General features: G+C 36.4%; 19 protein-coding genes and 1 riboswitch. Of the genes, 12 read left to right on the top strand and 7 right to left on the bottom strand.

Annotation, left to right across the window (positions count from 1 at the left end):
- The first annotated feature begins 103 nt into the window (after nt 1-103).
- Nucleotides 104-541, top strand: coding sequence for a hypothetical protein (locus CRS_RS19650; RefSeq protein ID WP_142725649.1), 438 nt, complete (start codon nt 104-106; stop codon nt 539-541).
- Between the two features lie 47 nt (nt 542-588).
- On the opposite strand, the gene CRS_RS19645 is transcribed toward CRS_RS19650, so the two are convergent.
- Nucleotides 589-1866 carry a replication-associated recombination protein A gene (locus tag CRS_RS19645; RefSeq protein WP_142725648.1) on the bottom strand — a complete coding sequence of 426 codons (1278 nt, stop codon included), beginning with the start codon at nt 1864-1866 and terminating at the stop codon, nt 589-591.
- Between the two features lie 103 nt (nt 1867-1969).
- On the opposite strand from CRS_RS19645, the gene yidD reads away from it, so the two are divergent.
- Together yidD and lgt are read left to right on the top strand one after the other, a co-directional pair.
- Nucleotides 1970-2221, top strand: a complete 252-nt coding sequence (yidD, locus tag CRS_RS19640) for a membrane protein insertion efficiency factor YidD (RefSeq protein ID WP_172617116.1) — start codon at nt 1970-1972, stop codon at nt 2219-2221.
- Between the two features lie 450 nt (nt 2222-2671).
- A complete protein-coding gene (lgt, locus tag CRS_RS19635) occupies nt 2672-3520 on the top strand; it encodes a prolipoprotein diacylglyceryl transferase (protein WP_142725690.1) in 849 nt (282 codons plus the stop codon).
- A 109-nt stretch (nt 3521-3629) separates the two neighbouring features.
- Here lgt and CRS_RS19630 read toward each other — a convergent pair whose 3' ends face one another.
- Entirely contained in the window at nt 3630-5147 is a 1518-nt protein-coding gene (locus tag CRS_RS19630) for an NAD(P)H-hydrate dehydratase (RefSeq protein WP_142725647.1), read from the bottom strand.
- A gap of 245 nt (nt 5148-5392) precedes the next feature.
- Between CRS_RS19630 and mscL the strand changes: the two genes are divergently transcribed.
- Nucleotides 5393-5770 carry a large conductance mechanosensitive channel protein MscL gene (mscL, locus tag CRS_RS19625; protein ID WP_142725646.1) on the top strand — a complete coding sequence of 126 codons (378 nt, stop codon included), beginning with the start codon at nt 5393-5395 and terminating at the stop codon, nt 5768-5770.
- A gap of 78 nt (nt 5771-5848) precedes the next feature.
- On the opposite strand, the gene CRS_RS19620 is transcribed toward mscL, so the two are convergent.
- Nucleotides 5849-6808, bottom strand: coding sequence for a D-2-hydroxyacid dehydrogenase (locus CRS_RS19620; RefSeq protein WP_142725645.1), 960 nt, complete (start codon nt 6806-6808; stop codon nt 5849-5851).
- An 86-nt stretch (nt 6809-6894) separates the two neighbouring features.
- Entirely contained in the window at nt 6895-7305 is a 411-nt protein-coding gene (locus tag CRS_RS19615; protein WP_002980498.1) for a phosphoheptose isomerase, read from the bottom strand.
- A 328-nt stretch (nt 7306-7633) separates the two neighbouring features.
- On the opposite strand from CRS_RS19615, the gene idi reads away from it, so the two are divergent.
- The 3 genes from idi to gcvT are packed head-to-tail and all read left to right on the top strand — an operon-like array spanning nt 7634 to nt 10167.
- Nucleotides 7634-8143, top strand: coding sequence for an isopentenyl-diphosphate Delta-isomerase (gene idi / locus CRS_RS19610; protein WP_142725644.1), 510 nt, complete (start codon nt 7634-7636; stop codon nt 8141-8143).
- 14 nt (nt 8144-8157) lie between these two features.
- Nucleotides 8158-9066, top strand: a complete 909-nt coding sequence (locus tag CRS_RS19605) for a hypothetical protein (protein ID WP_142725643.1) — start codon at nt 8158-8160, stop codon at nt 9064-9066.
- A 24-nt stretch (nt 9067-9090) separates the two neighbouring features.
- Nucleotides 9091-10167: a glycine cleavage system aminomethyltransferase GcvT gene (gcvT, locus tag CRS_RS19600; RefSeq protein WP_142725642.1), complete on the top strand. Its 1077-nt coding sequence runs from the start codon at nt 9091-9093 to the stop codon at nt 10165-10167.
- Nucleotides 10168-10221: 54 nt separating this feature from the next.
- Here gcvT and CRS_RS19595 read toward each other — a convergent pair whose 3' ends face one another.
- Nucleotides 10222-10407, bottom strand: a complete 186-nt coding sequence (locus tag CRS_RS19595) for a hypothetical protein (RefSeq protein ID WP_142725641.1) — start codon at nt 10405-10407, stop codon at nt 10222-10224.
- Between the two features lie 150 nt (nt 10408-10557).
- On the bottom strand, nt 10558-10914 hold the full coding sequence (locus tag CRS_RS19590; protein ID WP_142725640.1) for an arsenate reductase family protein: 357 nt from the start codon (nt 10912-10914) through the stop codon (nt 10558-10560).
- Between the two features lie 122 nt (nt 10915-11036).
- On the opposite strand from CRS_RS19590, the gene CRS_RS19585 reads away from it, so the two are divergent.
- The 5 genes from CRS_RS19585 to CRS_RS19565 all read left to right on the top strand — a co-directional run bounded on the left by CRS_RS19585 (nt 11037) and on the right by CRS_RS19565 (nt 16278).
- Nucleotides 11037-11504, top strand: a complete 468-nt coding sequence (locus tag CRS_RS19585) for an acyl-CoA thioesterase (protein WP_002980508.1) — start codon at nt 11037-11039, stop codon at nt 11502-11504.
- Nucleotides 11505-11594: 90 nt separating this feature from the next.
- On the top strand, nt 11595-12434 hold the full coding sequence (locus tag CRS_RS19580) for a GLPGLI family protein (protein ID WP_142725639.1): 840 nt from the start codon (nt 11595-11597) through the stop codon (nt 12432-12434).
- A 147-nt stretch (nt 12435-12581) separates the two neighbouring features.
- A riboswitch (Fluoride riboswitch) is annotated at nt 12582-12649 on the top strand.
- A 31-nt stretch (nt 12650-12680) separates the two neighbouring features.
- Nucleotides 12681-13988 carry a voltage-gated chloride channel family protein gene (locus tag CRS_RS19575; RefSeq protein WP_172617114.1) on the top strand — a complete coding sequence of 436 codons (1308 nt, stop codon included), beginning with the start codon at nt 12681-12683 and terminating at the stop codon, nt 13986-13988.
- 252 nt (nt 13989-14240) lie between these two features.
- Complete coding sequence (locus tag CRS_RS19570; protein WP_142725638.1) at nt 14241-15116, top strand: LysR family transcriptional regulator; 876 nt, start codon at nt 14241-14243, stop codon at nt 15114-15116.
- Nucleotides 15117-15342: 226 nt separating this feature from the next.
- Nucleotides 15343-16278, top strand: coding sequence for a YeiH family protein (locus CRS_RS19565; protein WP_142725637.1), 936 nt, complete (start codon nt 15343-15345; stop codon nt 16276-16278).
- A gap of 80 nt (nt 16279-16358) precedes the next feature.
- On the opposite strand, the gene CRS_RS19560 is transcribed toward CRS_RS19565, so the two are convergent.
- Entirely contained in the window at nt 16359-16547 is a 189-nt protein-coding gene (locus tag CRS_RS19560) for a hypothetical protein (protein WP_142725636.1), read from the bottom strand.
- Nucleotides 16548-16574 lie beyond the last annotated feature (27 nt).

Below are 16574 nucleotides of genomic sequence, written 5' to 3'. Positions count from 1 at the left end.
TCTTTTTATTTATAAATAAAATGTAAAACAATTTAAGATTACGTTCACATTTTGTAAAAAATAACTATATTTATCACGTTTTTAACAGTTACATATTCTGATTATGAAAAAAATACTCTATTCTTTTTTAATATTATCTTCAGCCACTTTATTTGCGCAGCAAAAAAATCCGGCGGTGAAGTTTGCAGTGGCTGACAACGTTATTGGGACGGTAGAATTGTTCAATACAAGAAAGAATCTATTGCAGGTTTCAAAAGTTTACAATACTCCATCAAGCCTTCCTCAAAGCTTAAAAAAATACAGTTCTGTTTTTACAAAAGGCGTGACTGAATATAAGTTCAAAAACGGCGAAAATGTTTTTGACAGAATGGCATTATCTGAAATCAATGTACAATATAATATCCCGGCCGATAATCCTGTATTTATTGAAGGATATGAATTTACAGATACCAGCACATTAATCTATCCGCAGATCAAGAAAAAAACAGAAGTAAAAGATTATAATGGTAAAAAAACATTGTTCATCTACACAACTGAATAATTCAATACTATAAAAAAAGGATGCTCTAAAACAGCATCCTTTTTATTTTAATACTTATTGTTCCATTTTTTCCTGAGTTCTTCGTAGATTTTCTTCTCCGTAGAATTATTCCCCGGCTCATACAGTTTTACATTCCTGATTTCCTCGGGAAGAAAATCCTGTTCTACAAAGTTACCCTCATAAGAATGGGCATATTTATAGTCTTTTCCATAATCAAGATCTTTCATCAGCTTTGTAGGGGCATTCCTCAAATGCAGCGGTACAGGCAGATTTCCGGTCTGTTTCACCAGGGCCAATGCTTCGTTAATCGCCATATAAGCAGAATTACTTTTAGGGGAAACAGCAAGGTATACCGCAGTTTCACTTAAAATAATCCTGGCTTCAGGATTCCCAATCACATTAATCGCCTGAAAACAATTGTTCGCAACCACCAGTGCATTCGGGTTAGCCAATCCCACATCTTCAGCCGCAAGAATAAGCATTCTCCGGGCAATAAACTTGATATCTTCTCCCCCGGCAATCATCCTGGCCAGCCAGTAAACCGCTCCATTAGGATCTCCTCCCCGCATAGATTTGATAAAGGCCGAAATAATATCATAATGCTGTTCCCCGTTTTTATCATACAGCGCCATGGTCTCCTGAAGAACTTCAAGAACGTCTGAATTAAGAATTTCTGTTGTCTTTGAATTTTTGTATTGGTTCAAGACCAATTCCACAGAATTGATCAGCTTTCTCGCATCACCTCCCGAATACTGAATGAAAGCTTCTTTTTCCAGGATTTTAAAGTCAGTCCCCTCATCTTTATTGTATCTTTCCGAAGCAATATCGATCAGTTCTTCCAGTTTTTCATAGCTTAATGCTTTTAAAACATATACCTGACTTCTTGAAAGCAATGCAGAAACGACTTCAAAACTTGGATTCTCTGTAGTGGCTCCTATTAAAACAATCCAGCCTTTTTCTACCGCATGCAGTAATGAGTCCTGCTGTGACTTATTAAACCTGTGAATCTCATCAATAAATAAAATAGGGGATTTTCCGGAGAACAGATTCTGCTTCTTGGCATCTTCAATCACATCACGGACATCTTTCACCCCGGAAGAAACCGCAGAAAGCTTATAGAACTTCCTCCCTGACTGTTCTGAAATAATTTCAGCCAGCGTAGTTTTCCCGGTTCCCGGAGGCCCCCAGAATATCAGAGAATTCAGAGTATTGTTTTCAATCATTTTTCGGATGGTTCCTTTATCGCCGGTAAGGTGCTCCTGCCCCAATACATCGTTCAGGGTTTTAGGTCTTAATTTTTCAGCTAATGGGATATTTTGATTCAAAGTAATTCTATTTTTTTAAGATCAATGTTCCGGGTTTTTAATCTCCGAAACTTATAACAAAATTAAACTAATTTTCATTTTTTTACCCTATTTTTGCATTGTTTTGAAACTTACATTCAATAAAATCATTACATTTCCACTGGTAATTTTGATCAAATTTTACCAATGGTTCATCTCGCCTTTACTTCCCAAAAATTGCCGCTACGAACCCACCTGTTCTCATTATATGGTAGAATCACTTCAGGTACACGGTATCTTTAAAGGCTTCTGGATGGGATTTAAAAGAATTTTACGATGTCATCCATGGGGAGGGAGCGGCTATGATCCTGTTCCCCCAAAACATAAATGTCAATAATCAAACTATTAAATCAATAGAAAAATGAATACTTTTTTTTTCAGAATTTACTTTGTGCTGTTTGCATTGGTTACACAATGCCTCTTTGCACAGGAATACCCTGGAGGTTTATCTGACGGAACTTTAGATATCAGCGGAAACAATATTCCTGTAAAAATCTATTCTACCACGGAGATGGGAGACCTTACTGCTTTTCCTGACAGGGAATCGGATAAAAACCAATCTTTTGTTGTCATCCTAAATGAATCTAATTTTGAACCTCAATATTACAATTATGGTGCTTCAACTTTAGCCAAGTATAAAGATTCAAAATATCAGTTTTTCGATAAAGACTTTAAGCTTATTGATACTTCTGTTACCAGGGATAATATTTCAAAATTCAAATATGCAGTAAAATCTGTAAAGCCTATTACTGATTCTGATAAAGTAGAACTTAAAACCCCGTTCAAAATATGGGATCCTTCAAAAGGAATTCATATCGGATCTTTCACCCTTCACTTTTATAGTTTGATGTTTGTTTTTGCATTTGGATTCGGATATGTCTTAATGACAAGAATCTTTAAGATTGACAACGTTAACCAAAAATACCTGGAACCTCTGTTCACGTGGACATTGATTGGTACCATTCTGGGAGCAAGATTAGGACATGTTATCTTTTATCAGCCGGAATTATTTAAGGAGGATTTCTGGAGTGTATTTTTACCAATCAGTACAAAAAACGGTTTAAAATTTACAGGATTCTCAGGTTTGGCAAGCCACGGTGCTACTATTGCTTTGATTTTTACTACATTATATTACTCATTTAAAATCATCAAAAAAAATCCTTTCTGGGTATATGACAGATTAGGTATCGTAGTAGCTTTAGGAGGTGCTTTTGTAAGAATGGGAAACTTTTTCAACTCTGAAATCGTTGGTAAACCGGCTGATCCCAATTCTCCGTTTGCTTTGCTTTTTCCACAACAAAGCAGTGAATATGGGCTTACCGTTCCGCGCTATCCAAGCCAGTTATTTGAAGCTGTAGGATATGTGCTTCTTTTCATTTTATTATGGATTCTTTACAGAAAAACAGATAAAAAATACCAGCAAGGCTGGTTATTCGGTTTGTTTTTTATCATTCTTTGGGCCATCAGGTTCTTTGTGGAATTCCTTAAAGAGCCGCAGGGAGATGAGTTCATCCAGATTGGCGGCCTGAATACAGGTCAGGTTCTTTCAATTCCTTTTATGATCGCAGGAGTTGTGATTATGATTGTTTCCAAGAAATTTAAAATCACACCGGAAGAAAATGCAAAGCCGGAATAAGCTGATAAGTAAAACTAAATAGAAAAAAGGCAAATTTGTAGAAATACAGATTTGCCTTTTTAATATCTTTAAAAATTATTTTACAGCTTTACTTTTTCTTCGGTGGCTCTTACAGATTCTTTGTGATTTTCTTGTTCAGCTCTTCAAAAACACTTCCAAACGCATCAATAACATCAGTGGGCAACATAGATTCTTTTGAATGCTTTTCTGAAGCGATTTCCGCAGCTCTGCCATGCAGCCATACCCCAAGAATGCAGGTATGTTCCTCAGAATATTTCTGGGCTAAAAGTGAAGTCAGAATTCCGGTAAGAATATCTCCGCTTCCTCCTTTGGCGAGCCCAGCATTTCCGGTTATATTGTAAAATACATTTCCTTCTGGTGTAATAATCTGGGTATGATGGTCTTTTAATACAATATATATATCCAGTTTTTTTGCTTCTGCCCTTGCCCGTTCAAGCCTTTTGAAAGAATCAGCAGTACTTCCGAAAAGTCTTTCAAATTCTTTTGGATGAGGTGTAATGATTGACCTTTTGGGAATTAATTTCAGATTTTCCGGACCTTTTGAAATAATGTTCAAAGCATCTGCATCCAGGATTAATGGCCATGTATGGCTTTTCAAAAAGCTCAGAAAGTTTTTTTCTGTTTCCTGATGAGTACCCAACCCGGGACCTATGCCACAGATTAAATCATCTTCAATCTCAAAATTAAATATGAACTTCTCACCTCCTTTTATAAACATTGCCTCAGGACATGAAGTCTGTAAAATCTCATAACCGCATTCCGGTGCCAGAGCAAAGGTTAATCCAGCTCCGGTTTTCAAGGCTGATTTTACAGCCAGCACCGCAGCTCCTATTTTCCCATAACTTCCCCCTGCAATGATCGCCTTACCATAGCTTCCTTTGTGGGAAAATTCCTGCCTCGGAATAAATATCGGTTCTATCAGCTGATCATCAATTACAGAATATGCAGTATCAGTTGTATCAGCGTACGCTTTATTTAAATCAATATTCAGTACTTCCACCTTTCCGGTATATTTTCCTGTTTCAGGATGAAGAAAAGTCCGTTTCCAGCATTGAAAAGTCAGGGTATAATCAGCTTTCATAATGACAGGATTATTATCAAACATTTCATCTGCAGACAACCCGGAAGGAATATCAATGGATATTTTAGTATTTTTTTTACTATTCAACTGCTCTACAAGCTTTTTATATTCTCCTTCCAGCGGCCTGGATAATCCCGTCCCAAAAAGCGCATCTACAATGATGGTTTTATCATCAAAACTATAGTGTTCATCAGGATCAAATTTTCTGACCGAAATTCCTGACAAATCACGAAGCCTTTTAAGATTAACAGAAGCATCTTCTGAAAGCTTCCTTTTGGAATCGCTTATAAATACATCTATATCAAAACCTTTCAGATAAAGTATCCTGGCCACAGCCAACCCATCTCCTCCATTATTCCCACTGCCACAAAATACAGCCAGCTTTTTATGGTTTTTACAATGTTCTGAAATCCAGTGGGCCACAGCCATTGAAGCTCTTTCCATCAGCTGGATAGAAGAAACCGGCTCATGAGAAATGGTAAACTGATCCCAGCTGCGTATCTGTTCTGCGGTAAAAATTTTCATAGACCAATCAAACTTTTAAGCAAATTACAAAAGATTTTTCATTATGATATTACGGTTATTAATAAAAATAAGGAGTCATCATTAATGAATTAAAGTATCTGTAGAATGTTAAAATATTCATTAAAACGAATGACATGAAATCATCATAAAATTCAATATTTTGGGAATAAAAACTATAAAATGTAGTGTTTTTTACATTTTTTAATCATATTTTTGTGTATATACTAATTAAAAAAATATAAATTATGGGATTTGTAAAAGAATTTAAAGAGTTTGCCTTTAAAGGTAATGTTCTCGATCTTGCTGTCGGTGTGATCATTGGGGCAGCATTTGGTAAAATTGTTTCGTCTTTGGTAGAAGATGTAATCACGCCTCTGATATTAAACCCGGCACTGAAAGCAGCTGGCGCAGAAAACATTGCAAAGCTTACCTGGAATGGAGTTGCTTACGGAAATTTCCTTTCAGCAGTAATCAGTTTCCTTTGTATTGCGATGGTTCTTTTCTGGATCATCAAATTGGCGAATAAAGTGAACAAAAAAGAAGCTCCGGCTCCCGCAGGCCCTACAGAAGATCAAAAATTACTGACAGAAATCAGAGATTTATTGAAGAGCAGAAATATCTAGTCTATAACAACAGTTTTAACATAAAAAAGCACCTCGGTTAGTAAACCGAGGTGCTTTTTATTTATAATCTATTTCAAATTATTGAATCTGTAAGATACTTGAAATCTGCTCAGCCAGGGAAAGTCCGATTCTATCCTGTGCTTCAAGAGTAGAAGCTCCGGTATGAGGAGTAAGAGAAATCTTAGAGTGAGTAAGGATTTCTTTGGAAGGTGTTGGCTCATTAATGAAAACATCTAACCCGGCAAATCTTACTTTACCTGAATCTAATGCCTGAATCAAAGCCGTTTCATCGATAACTCCACCTCTGGAACAGTTTACAATTGCCACTCCGTCTTTCATGATTTCAAATTCATTCTGCCCAATCATATATCCGTCTTTCTGAGCCGGAACATGCAGGGTTATAAAATCTGAATGTTTCAAAACGTCCTGTAACGGTTCTGTTTCTATATCAACGTTGATAAACTGGTTGTTATAAAACTTCACTTTAATGCTTGCTCTCCCTACATTGTTATCAGCAGCAACCACTCTCATCCCAAGTCCTAAAGCAATTCTTGCCACTTCCTGACCAATTCTTCCCATCCCGACAATACCGATAGTTTTTCCTCTCAGTTCGATTCCCGGGGCATATGCTTTTTTAAGAGAAGCAAACTCAGTATCTCCTACTACAGGCATTTTTCTGTTAGAGTCCTGAAGAAATCTTGCTCCTGAAAATAAATGGGCAAAAACAAGTTCTGCCACTGATTCTGAAGAAGCAGAAGGAGTGTTGATCACATGGATTCCTTTTTCCCTTGCATAGTCTACATCGATATTATCCATCCCTACTCCTCCTCTTCCAATAATGTCGATGGACGGGCATCCGTCAATAATATCTTTTCTTACCTGTGTAGCACTCCTCACCAGCAGGGTTCGGATTTTGTGCTCATTAATATAATCTACCAAAAACTCCTGTGGAACTTTTGTAGTAATAACCTCAAAGCCTTTTTCTGTCAATGCATCAATTCCTGATTGATCCAGGCCGTCGTTTGCTAAAACTTTCATAAAATATCAAGTATATTAAAAAATGAAAGATTTAAAAATTAATGGAACTGCTTCGCATTTAATTTTTAAATCTTTGAATTATATTTTTATTCGCCGTCTTCTTTGAATACTTCAATGGTCACTTGCTTTTCTACCAGATCCGTAAATCTTCCCTTGTACCTTGTAGCTCTTACCAGGTGGTTATCTATCCAGTGATAATTTCCTCCTCTTGGTTTTCCGCAAAGCACGCTGTGGTATTTGAAGCCATGCTTATCCAGCCAGTCTATGGTAATTTGTTTCAGATTTTCGGTTCTTGACGTAAAAAAGCAGATCTGATGTCCTTCGTCATACCATCTGTTGATCGTTTCCAGTGCATCAGGATATGGTTCGCAGGTCACCATTCTTTCCGGTTCTTCATTGGGAACGTCATCAGTAATGGTTCCGTCAATATCTATTAAGTAATTTTTTATTCCATCCTTTAGAATAGGACTAATGTGTTCAATGTATTCTAATTCCATTACTAAATATTAAGTAGCAAAGTTAGCGTTTTTACAACTATAAGGCACATTAATCTTAGTTTAAGTTAAAATTTTACTACAAAAATTATTATTTAAAGAATAATATCAATATTTTATTCATCATTTTATAGCAAATGGTTAATATTTTTCGTTTTGAATTTTCTTTTTAAGCAAAGAAAACCGAAGATATAAAGAAAACCAATCAGTGAATTGACAGATTTACCTGTAAATTTCCTCTATCATCTTTACTTCATTACCGTTATTACAAAAAACATGATGTTTATCTAAAAATTTCCAAAATACATTTATTACCCTTACATTTGTAGGAATGGAAGAATTTGTCGTTTTAGTAAATCCCCAGGATGAAGTTTTAGGACTGATGGAAAAACAGCAGGCTCACATCAACGGCCTGTTACATCGTGCATTTTCTGTATTTCTATTCAACAGTAAAGGGGAAATGCTTCTTCAGAAAAGAGCTTCAGGAAAGTATCATTCTCCTAATCAATGGACCAATGCGGTATGTTCACACCCACGAAAAGGGGAAACTTATCATGCAGGAGCTGTACGCAGACTGAGGGAAGAACTGGGAATTGAGGCAGAACTTTCAGAAAAATTCAATTTTATTTATAAAGCAGATGTTGGCGGCGGTCTTTGGGAACATGAGCTGGATTATGTTTTTACCGGTGATTATAATGATGAATTTCACTTGAATCCTGATGAAGTTTCAGAAGTTCGTTTTGTCACCATGGAAAATTTGGACCAGGAAATAAAAGACACTCCTGAGAGCTTCACGGAGTGGTTTAAAATCATATTAAAAGAATATAAAGAGCATTTATAAAAACTCATCATACCATGAAAGCATCTTTACTTGTATTTTTTTTAGTCAGCTTTAATCTTTTATTTTCCCAGACTTATAAACCATTATTACAAGACGGCAATAAATGGTATACAAGTTTCCATTCATCAAACGGACCTTGTGGCAACCCCTCTCCTCACAACTCTTTTATCTATCAAATAAATGGTGACAGCCTTGTGAATGGCGCCAGTTATAAAAAAATCTACTGTAAAGCCTTGGTCTACCCTAAAAGATCATGTAATGATAACCTGTATACGTATCCTTTAACCAGCAAAGGGTATTTAGTTGCTCTTTTAAGAGAAGACACGGCACAGAAGAAGGTGTACAAAAACCAACTCGGAACCGGTACCGAATATCTTTTATATGATTTTTCCGTACAAGTAAATGATGTTATTGACATTTCTCATTTTGACATCAACAATGGAGTGCCAACAGCGACCATCAATAGTATTGATTATGGAAATGTTTTTGGGCAAACGAATGTAAAAAGATTCAACCCATCTTTTGGACAGGATAATGTAATATATGAAGGCATCGGCTCTAATACAGGTCTTCTCGAAAGTCCTATAATAGCCTACAACTGGGAAATAGGAAACATGCTCGATTGCTTTGAAGATGTGAATGGAAAATCTTGTGTACACTTTTTTTTGGAAACTCAGGAACAGCAAAAAAAGAAAAAATCTGTTCAGCTTTATTTTTCAAAATCCGATCATACCTTTAAAGTCATTTCTCCTAAAAAGGAAAGTTTCACTATCACGTTCTATAGTTTATCAGGAGGATTAGTGGAAGAAAAGAAGATAGATTCCAATATCGCTTTCACTATCAAAAACAATACAGAAAAGCTATTACTTTATACCATTTCAGACAAATATGCAGAGGTTAAAGGAAAAATATTTTTAGAATAACAATTAAATTTAAAAAAGTAAATTATGAACAAAACGGCTTTATATGACAAACACGTTTCTTTAGGGGCTAAAATAGTTCCGTTTGCAGGTTTTGAAATGCCTGTTCAATATTCAGGGGTTACAGAAGAGCACTTTGCCGTAAGAGAAAAAGCAGGATTATTTGATGTTTCCCACATGGGACAGTTTTTCATCGAAGGACCGGGTTCAAAAGATCTTTTACAATTGGTAACGACCAATAATGTAGATGCACTTGAAAATGGAAAAGCTCAGTATTCTTGCCTTCCCAACGAAAACGGAGGAATTGTGGATGACCTTATCGTTTATAAAATGGAAGATGACAAATATTTCGTAGTTGTAAACGCTTCCAACATTGACAAAGACTGGAATCATATTTCAAAATACAATACTTTCGGGGCTAAAATGACCAATGCTTCTGATGAAATGTCTTTATTGGCAGTTCAGGGTCCTAAAGCTACTGAGATTCTTCAAAAGCTTACTGAAGTAAATCTTTCGGAAATCCCTTACTATCATTTCACAGTAGGAAGTGTAGCAGGAGTAAATGATGTAATTATCTCAAACACGGGATATACAGGAAGCGGAGGTTTTGAGATTTATTTCAAAAATGAAAGTGCGGAAAAACTTTGGGATGCTGTGATGGAAGCTGGTAAAGAAGAGGGAATTATTCCTTGCGGATTGGCTGCCAGAGATACGTTAAGATTAGAAAAAGGATTCTGCCTGTACGGAAATGACATCGATGATACGACTTCTCCGATTGAAGCTGGTTTAGGGTGGATCACTAAGTTTGATAAAGACTTCGTTTCTAAGGATGTTTTCGCAAAACAGAAAGAGGAAGGAGTTACCAGAAAATTAGTTGGTTTCGAATTGACAGACAAAGGAGTTCCAAGACATGATTATCCTGTAGTGGATGCTGAAGGAAACGTGATCGGAAAAGTAACTTCAGGAACACAGTCTCCAATGAAAAAAATTGGTTTAGGCCTTGCTTATGTAGACAAACCTCATTTCAAATTAGGATCTGAGATTTTTATTCAGGTAAGAAACAAGAACATTCCTGCAAAAGTGGTAAAAGCTCCTTTTGTATAACCTGTTCACAATATAAAAAGAGGCTGTGATTTCTTCACAGCCTCTTTTTTTGGTTCAATAGCAGATGCAGCAGGTCTTTCTGTCAGAGGTACAGACATCTCCTACTCCCGGTGTATTGGAAATTACCCCTCCGGCAGGTCCACATAAAATACTGCAGACAGGTAAAGAAGCAATCCCTCCGTTAACTTCTTTCAGTTCTGATCTGTTAAGCTTTTTTGTTTTTGAAAAGTTTGTTTTCATATTGTACATTTTTGGTAATCCCAAATATAACCATTCAAAAAACAACTAACAATCAGATACTTAAATAAAAATTATAAAACCTGGCGGGTATAAAAAATCCGGCACAATAATAAAAAATCATTAAGCCGGACAGGTTCTCTTTAAAGTTATTTATTCGTTTACCCCAAAGAATTTCTGCAGTTCTTCTACATTTTTCTTGTCATTTCCTACAAAAATCTCCTTGTCTGTCATAAAAACTGGTCTTTTTAAGAAGGTATAATGATCCAGCAGCAATTCTTTAAAATCTTTTTCCTTCAGAGATTTTACATCCAGACCTCTCAGTTTGATCTGTGTAGATTTTTTACTGAATAATGCTTCGTATGATTTTGTTTTTTTATGCATTTCCGCCAATTCTTCTTTTGTGACCGGCTCTTTCTTAATTTCGCGGAGTTCCCACCCTGTAAGATCAAATTGGGCTAAAATTTTTCTGCAGGTATCACAGGTGTTGAGATAAAATACTTTCTTCATTACGTTTTCTAAATCTGTTATTGGTTAAAATTTCCCTTTCATTGAAAGTTTCGTCTTTCAAAAGTAGGATTTAATCTAAAACTTTGGAAATTATTAAATAACTTTATTCAAATTTTATAAAGATGCAGAACAAGCCTATTACTTTTCAGTTTATTTCGGAACCTTCAGATGTTAATTACGGAGGAAATGTACATGGAGGAAGTGTGATGAAATGGATTGACCAGGCCGGTTATGCATGTGCTACCACGTGGAGTGGTAATTATTCCGTTACCGTATATGTAGGCGGAATCCGTTTTTATGATCCTATCAAAATCGGAGAAGTCGTAAAAGTAGATGCTCAGGTGATCTATACCGGGACTTCAAGCATGCATATCGCCATCAATGTCTTTTCAAGAAACCTGAAACAACCCAATTTTGAGAAGAAAACCCACTGTATCATCGTTTTTGTTGCAGTAGATGAAAATGGTAAAAAGCTTCCTGTACCTAAATGGACACCGGAAACAGAGGAAGAAAAACAGCTTGAAATGTATGCCAAACGTCTGATGGAACTGAGAACGCAGATTGAGGATGAGATGAAACCTTTTTTGTAGATACGGATTTCGAGAGGCGGGATTATGAGATTTAAAGTTTAAGGTTTAAAGTTTTGAGAAACCAGTAACAAAAAACGACCAATCACATATATGAAAAGCACCTTTACCTTAATGGCATTGCTTATGACGGCTTTATGTCATGCTCAGACCCATCGGTTTATTTATAAACTGCAATATAAAATGGATTCTACTGAAATCACTTATGAAAATCTGAACATGATTCTTGACATTACACCCAAAGAGGTTAAATTTTACGGGAGAAACCTGATTACAACAGATTCTTTGAATAAAAAATTCGGGATGAATTCAGATTATACTGATATGTCGGGTCAGATAGTGAAAAGAAAAATCAATTCTTTTGATAATGAAAACTTTATCAATATCAAAAACGGATATTACTCTTTTAAAACCACAGATAAAATCAACTGGACGATTTCCAATGAAACCAGAAAAGCAGAAAACTATACTTTACAGAAAGCCACTACCCGATTCGGAGGAAGAGCATGGACAGCCTGGTTCTGCAAGGATATACCTTTTAATGAAGGACCTTTTAAATTCCGTGGTTTGCCTGGTTTAATTTTTGAACTTTCTGATACAAAAAATAACTTCATTTATCATCTTATTAAAAGTCAGAAGCTCCCGGAAGTACACCCTACCGATAACTTTGTAGAATCTAATTTTGGGAATAAAGCTATTCCCATCAATGAAAAGCAGAAGTATAAGCTGATCATGGAGTTTTACAATGACCCTTTTGCTTTTGAAAGAAATAACTTCAGTAAATCCAATAATGATCTTAAAATTAACATCAATGGGAAAGAAATCCATAATGTGGATGAACTGAATACCCAGATCAAAAGCATGCAGGAGGTCATCAGAAAATATAATAACCCGGTTGAAATCGATAAGGCAATGCATTATCCGGTATATTAAAACTATGGTTATTTTTAAGTTTGGGCTAAAGCTGGTGGAAAGTGTTCAATTTATTTAGGCGGGCTAAAGCCCACCTCTATTGAATTCAGGTATTTAAAGGAACATCTTTTATCTTTTATCTTTTATCTTTTATTTTATATATTTGTAACATCAAAAGGAAATGGTGTTCTTCCTTCCCCAACCGCTTTACAAAAGCTGATGACGCCTGATTAAAAGATTATTAACAAATAACTAATCAGGATTATTATGTCAAAAAGTCAAAGAACACTAGGCAAAAAAGCAGTTTTTCATACCTATTTTTTCTTCAGAAAATTTCCGGCTATTCCCTATATTTTAAAATGGCTGTGTATCAGTATCATTATTGGAGGTTTAGTGGGGACAGCTTCTGCTGGTTTTCTTCAATCTTTGGAGTGGGCAACCAATTTCAGGGAAAATCATCTCTGGCTGATTGCATTGCTTCCGGTGGCTGGATTCCTGATAGGACTTCTTTATCATTACTTCGGGAAAGATGTGGAAGCAGGAAATAACCTGTTGATTGATACCATTCATGAGCCCAAGGAAATAATTCCTTTTAAAATGGCTCCTTTTGTGTATCTTGGAACAATTGTCACTCATTTTTTTGGAGGTTCTGCAGGCCGTGAAGGAACAGCTCTCCAAATGGCGGGTGCTATAGCCGATCAGCTTACTAAACCTTTTAAGCTCGACAGAAATGAAAGAAAGACACTGATTATTGCTGCGATTGCTGCAGGATTTGGCTCTGTCTTCGGGACTCCTCTTGCAGGTGCTGTTTTCGGTCTTGAAGTTTTTCTGATCGGAAGGATCCGTTACAATGCTATTTTTCCTGCATTTGCTTCGGCCATTCTCGCTGACCTGGTGACCGTTCTCTGGAATGTAAAACATACTCATTACCACATTGATTTCATCCCAAAACCTGAGTTTCTGCCAATTCTATACAGCATTCTTGCAGGAATAGTTTTTGGAATCTGTGCTGCAGCTTTCAGTAAAATCATTCATTGGATGGGTTCTGTTTTCAAGTCAAAAATTAAATATCCTCCGCTTCGTCCGGTGGTGGGAGGAATTATTATCGCGATAGCAGTTTTGGCAATGGGCACCTCCAGATATATCGGTTTAGGGGTTCCTGTAATTGTAGAATCTTTTGAAAAGCAGCTTCCGCTACATGATTTTGCTTTAAAAATGATCTTTACTATTGTTACGCTTTCAGCTGGATTCAAAGGTGGAGAAGTTACTCCCTTGTTCTTTATCGGAGCTACATTAGGAAGTGCTTTGTCACTGTTCATTCCTTTACCTTTCGGACTATTGGCGGGAATGGGATTTGTCGCCGTATTTGCAGGAGCTACCAATACTCCTTTAGCCTGTATGCTGATGGGAATTGAATTGTTCGGAGCAGAATGTGGTGTATATGTAGCTATTGCCTGTATTGTATCTTACCTTCTTTCCGGTCACAACAGTATCTATACAAAGCAGAAAATCGGAGAGGCAAAAAACAGAAGATACGAAAGCCAGCAGGATCGGTCAATTTCGGATTTTTTATAAAGGGTTTCGGGTTTCGAGGTGCGGGTTGCTAGCAATGAGGTGCGAGATATCAGTTATTGCGGGATGCTGGTTGTTTTTTGATGCTGGTTCTTTATCGTCTGCTTATAGCCTTTAAATTTTGAAGCGAATAACCACTAATCCCTACTCTCGAATCCTGAAACCTTACCCCATTAAATCCATCTACTCTCAGGCTCTTCCATCCTCAAACTCACTCCTCTTCCCATTTCCAACTATAATCCGTAATTTTACCCCATGTTCGATTACAGATTAAAAGTTTTCCATACGGTAGCTTCCCGGTTAAGTTTCACTAAGGCTTCAGAAGAGCTTCACATTTCACAGCCTGCTGTTACCAAGCATATTAAAGAAATTGAAACCCAGGTAGGTGCCAAGTTATTTGACCGTAAAGGAACTTCTATTCAGCTGACCCAAAGCGGAAAGATTTTGTATGAGCATGCTGAAAAGATAAGAAATATCTACCGTGACATGGAATTCGAGATCAGCCAGATTAATCAGCAACATAAAGGAAAACTGATTATCGGGGCGAGCACAACGGTTGCGCAGTATATTTTACCTGAAATTTTAGCCAAATTCAATACTTATTATAAAGATATTAAGATTGAGCTTCTTACAGGTAATACGGAAGCTATTTCAACCCTTTTAAAAGAAGAGAAAATTGATCTCGGTATTATCGAAGGAGAATCACAGTCTTCTTATTTTGAATATACGACTTTCAAGCCGGATGAAATTGTTTTGGCAGCCAAATCTGATCATCCCCTTGCCCATAAAACCTTACATTTAAAAGATCTCTATAATCTGGATCTGATCTTCAGAGAACAGGGATCCGGAACCCTTGAGTTCATACAAAACCGGCTTAAAGAGAAAGAAATCAATCTCAATGAATTGAATACCATTATACAGCTTGGAAGCAGTGAGAGTATTAAAAATTATCTTCTTCATTCGGAATGTATGGCATTTCTTTCCATCAGTACTATACTGAATGAATTGAAAAATAATATCCTTACTGTTATTGACATTAAGAACTTTAGTATTGAGAGGGATTTTCATTTTATTCTTCCTAAAGGAGAACAGTCTGAACTGATCAAACTTTTCCTGAGATTTGCAGAGTAAGATATTTGATGTACAAAGTATTAATGTAAAAAGTATTAATGATTGACTGCTGCGGTTGATTATCAGAAATACATTTCACATTTCACATTTCACATTTCACATTTCACATTTCACATTTTACATTTTACATTTTACTATAACTTTTAGTTATCCAATATAACAAAATACGATTTATACTGTTATACTTTATTCCGGAATTTTGGTGCAGATTTTAAAAATTCGCATTATGAAAAATTTCATTCAGCATGAAATGACCCGGAAAATATTTTTTATCGTTTTGGCTGTTGTATGCCTGACACCATTTATATCTTCACCAATAGCACTGGCTTTGGGATTTATCCTGGCTGTTCTCATCGGAAACCCATTTGAGAAACATCTTCACCAATATATTCATGTGCTGCTGCAGATTTCGATTGTAGGTCTTGGATTCGGACTGAAGCTCGATGAAGCGCTTCAAGCTGGAAAAACAGGTTTGATACTGACTGTTGTAAGTATTGTTACTGTAATGGTCTTGGGATATTTTCTGGGAAAAATATTCAAACTGGAAAGACCTTTATCTTACCTGCTATCCGCAGGAACTGCTATCTGTGGCGGGAGTGCAATTGCCGCAATCTCCCCTATCATCAAACCCAATACGAAACAGATTTCCCTTGCACTGGCTATCATATTTACCTTAAATTCTGTTGCGTTATTTGTATATCCTGCCATAGGACATCTGTTGAATCTTACACAGCAGCAGTTCGGGCTTTGGTGCGCAGTGGGAATTCATGATACAAGCTCTGTAGTGGGTGCCGCCAGTAAATATGGGGATGAGGCTCTGAAAATAGCCACCACAGTGAAATTGGCCCGTGCCTTATGGATCATCCCTGTTTCATTGATAACCATGTTCATTTTTAAAAGTAAAGGTTCAAAAATAAAGATTCCATGGTTCATCGGTTATTTTATTGCAGCTATTATTTTGAATACATATTTCCCCTTTTTTGACCGTTTCAGTACTTCAATAACTGTTTTAGCTAAATCCGGATTGAATCTTACTCTGTTTTTTATTGGTTCAACCCTTTCCCTTCGGACTCTGAAATCAATAGGATTAAAACCTTTGTCAGCGGCAGTGCTTCTTTGGGTTATCATAAGTATCGGAAGCCTTCTTTATATCATCCGTTAAAAGAGCAGGACCCTTTTGAAATCAAAAGGGTCCTGCATATTAAATGTGGAAATGTTTATTTCATACTGAAATAATTTTCTTTATATGGCTGACTCACCACAAGTATAAACCTGTGGACAACCGATGTACTGTACGCAATACCATGGACCTGTTACGGCTCCTGAGCAGCTGCATCCGCAAAGAGACAGATCAGGATTTCCGCTTACTCCTCCTGCGATATTTTTAAGGTCCTGCTTTCTTAGTTTTTTAGCATTTTTCATAATGTTCATGAGATTTAGTTTGATTAAACAATATAG

The organism is Chryseobacterium sp. ON_d1 (assembly GCF_006829085.1).
In the GTDB taxonomy this organism is placed as follows: domain Bacteria; phylum Bacteroidota; class Bacteroidia; order Flavobacteriales; family Weeksellaceae; genus Chryseobacterium.
The sequence above is the reverse complement of the archived record's forward strand: the minus strand, read 5'-3'. Positions and strand labels throughout refer to the sequence as shown.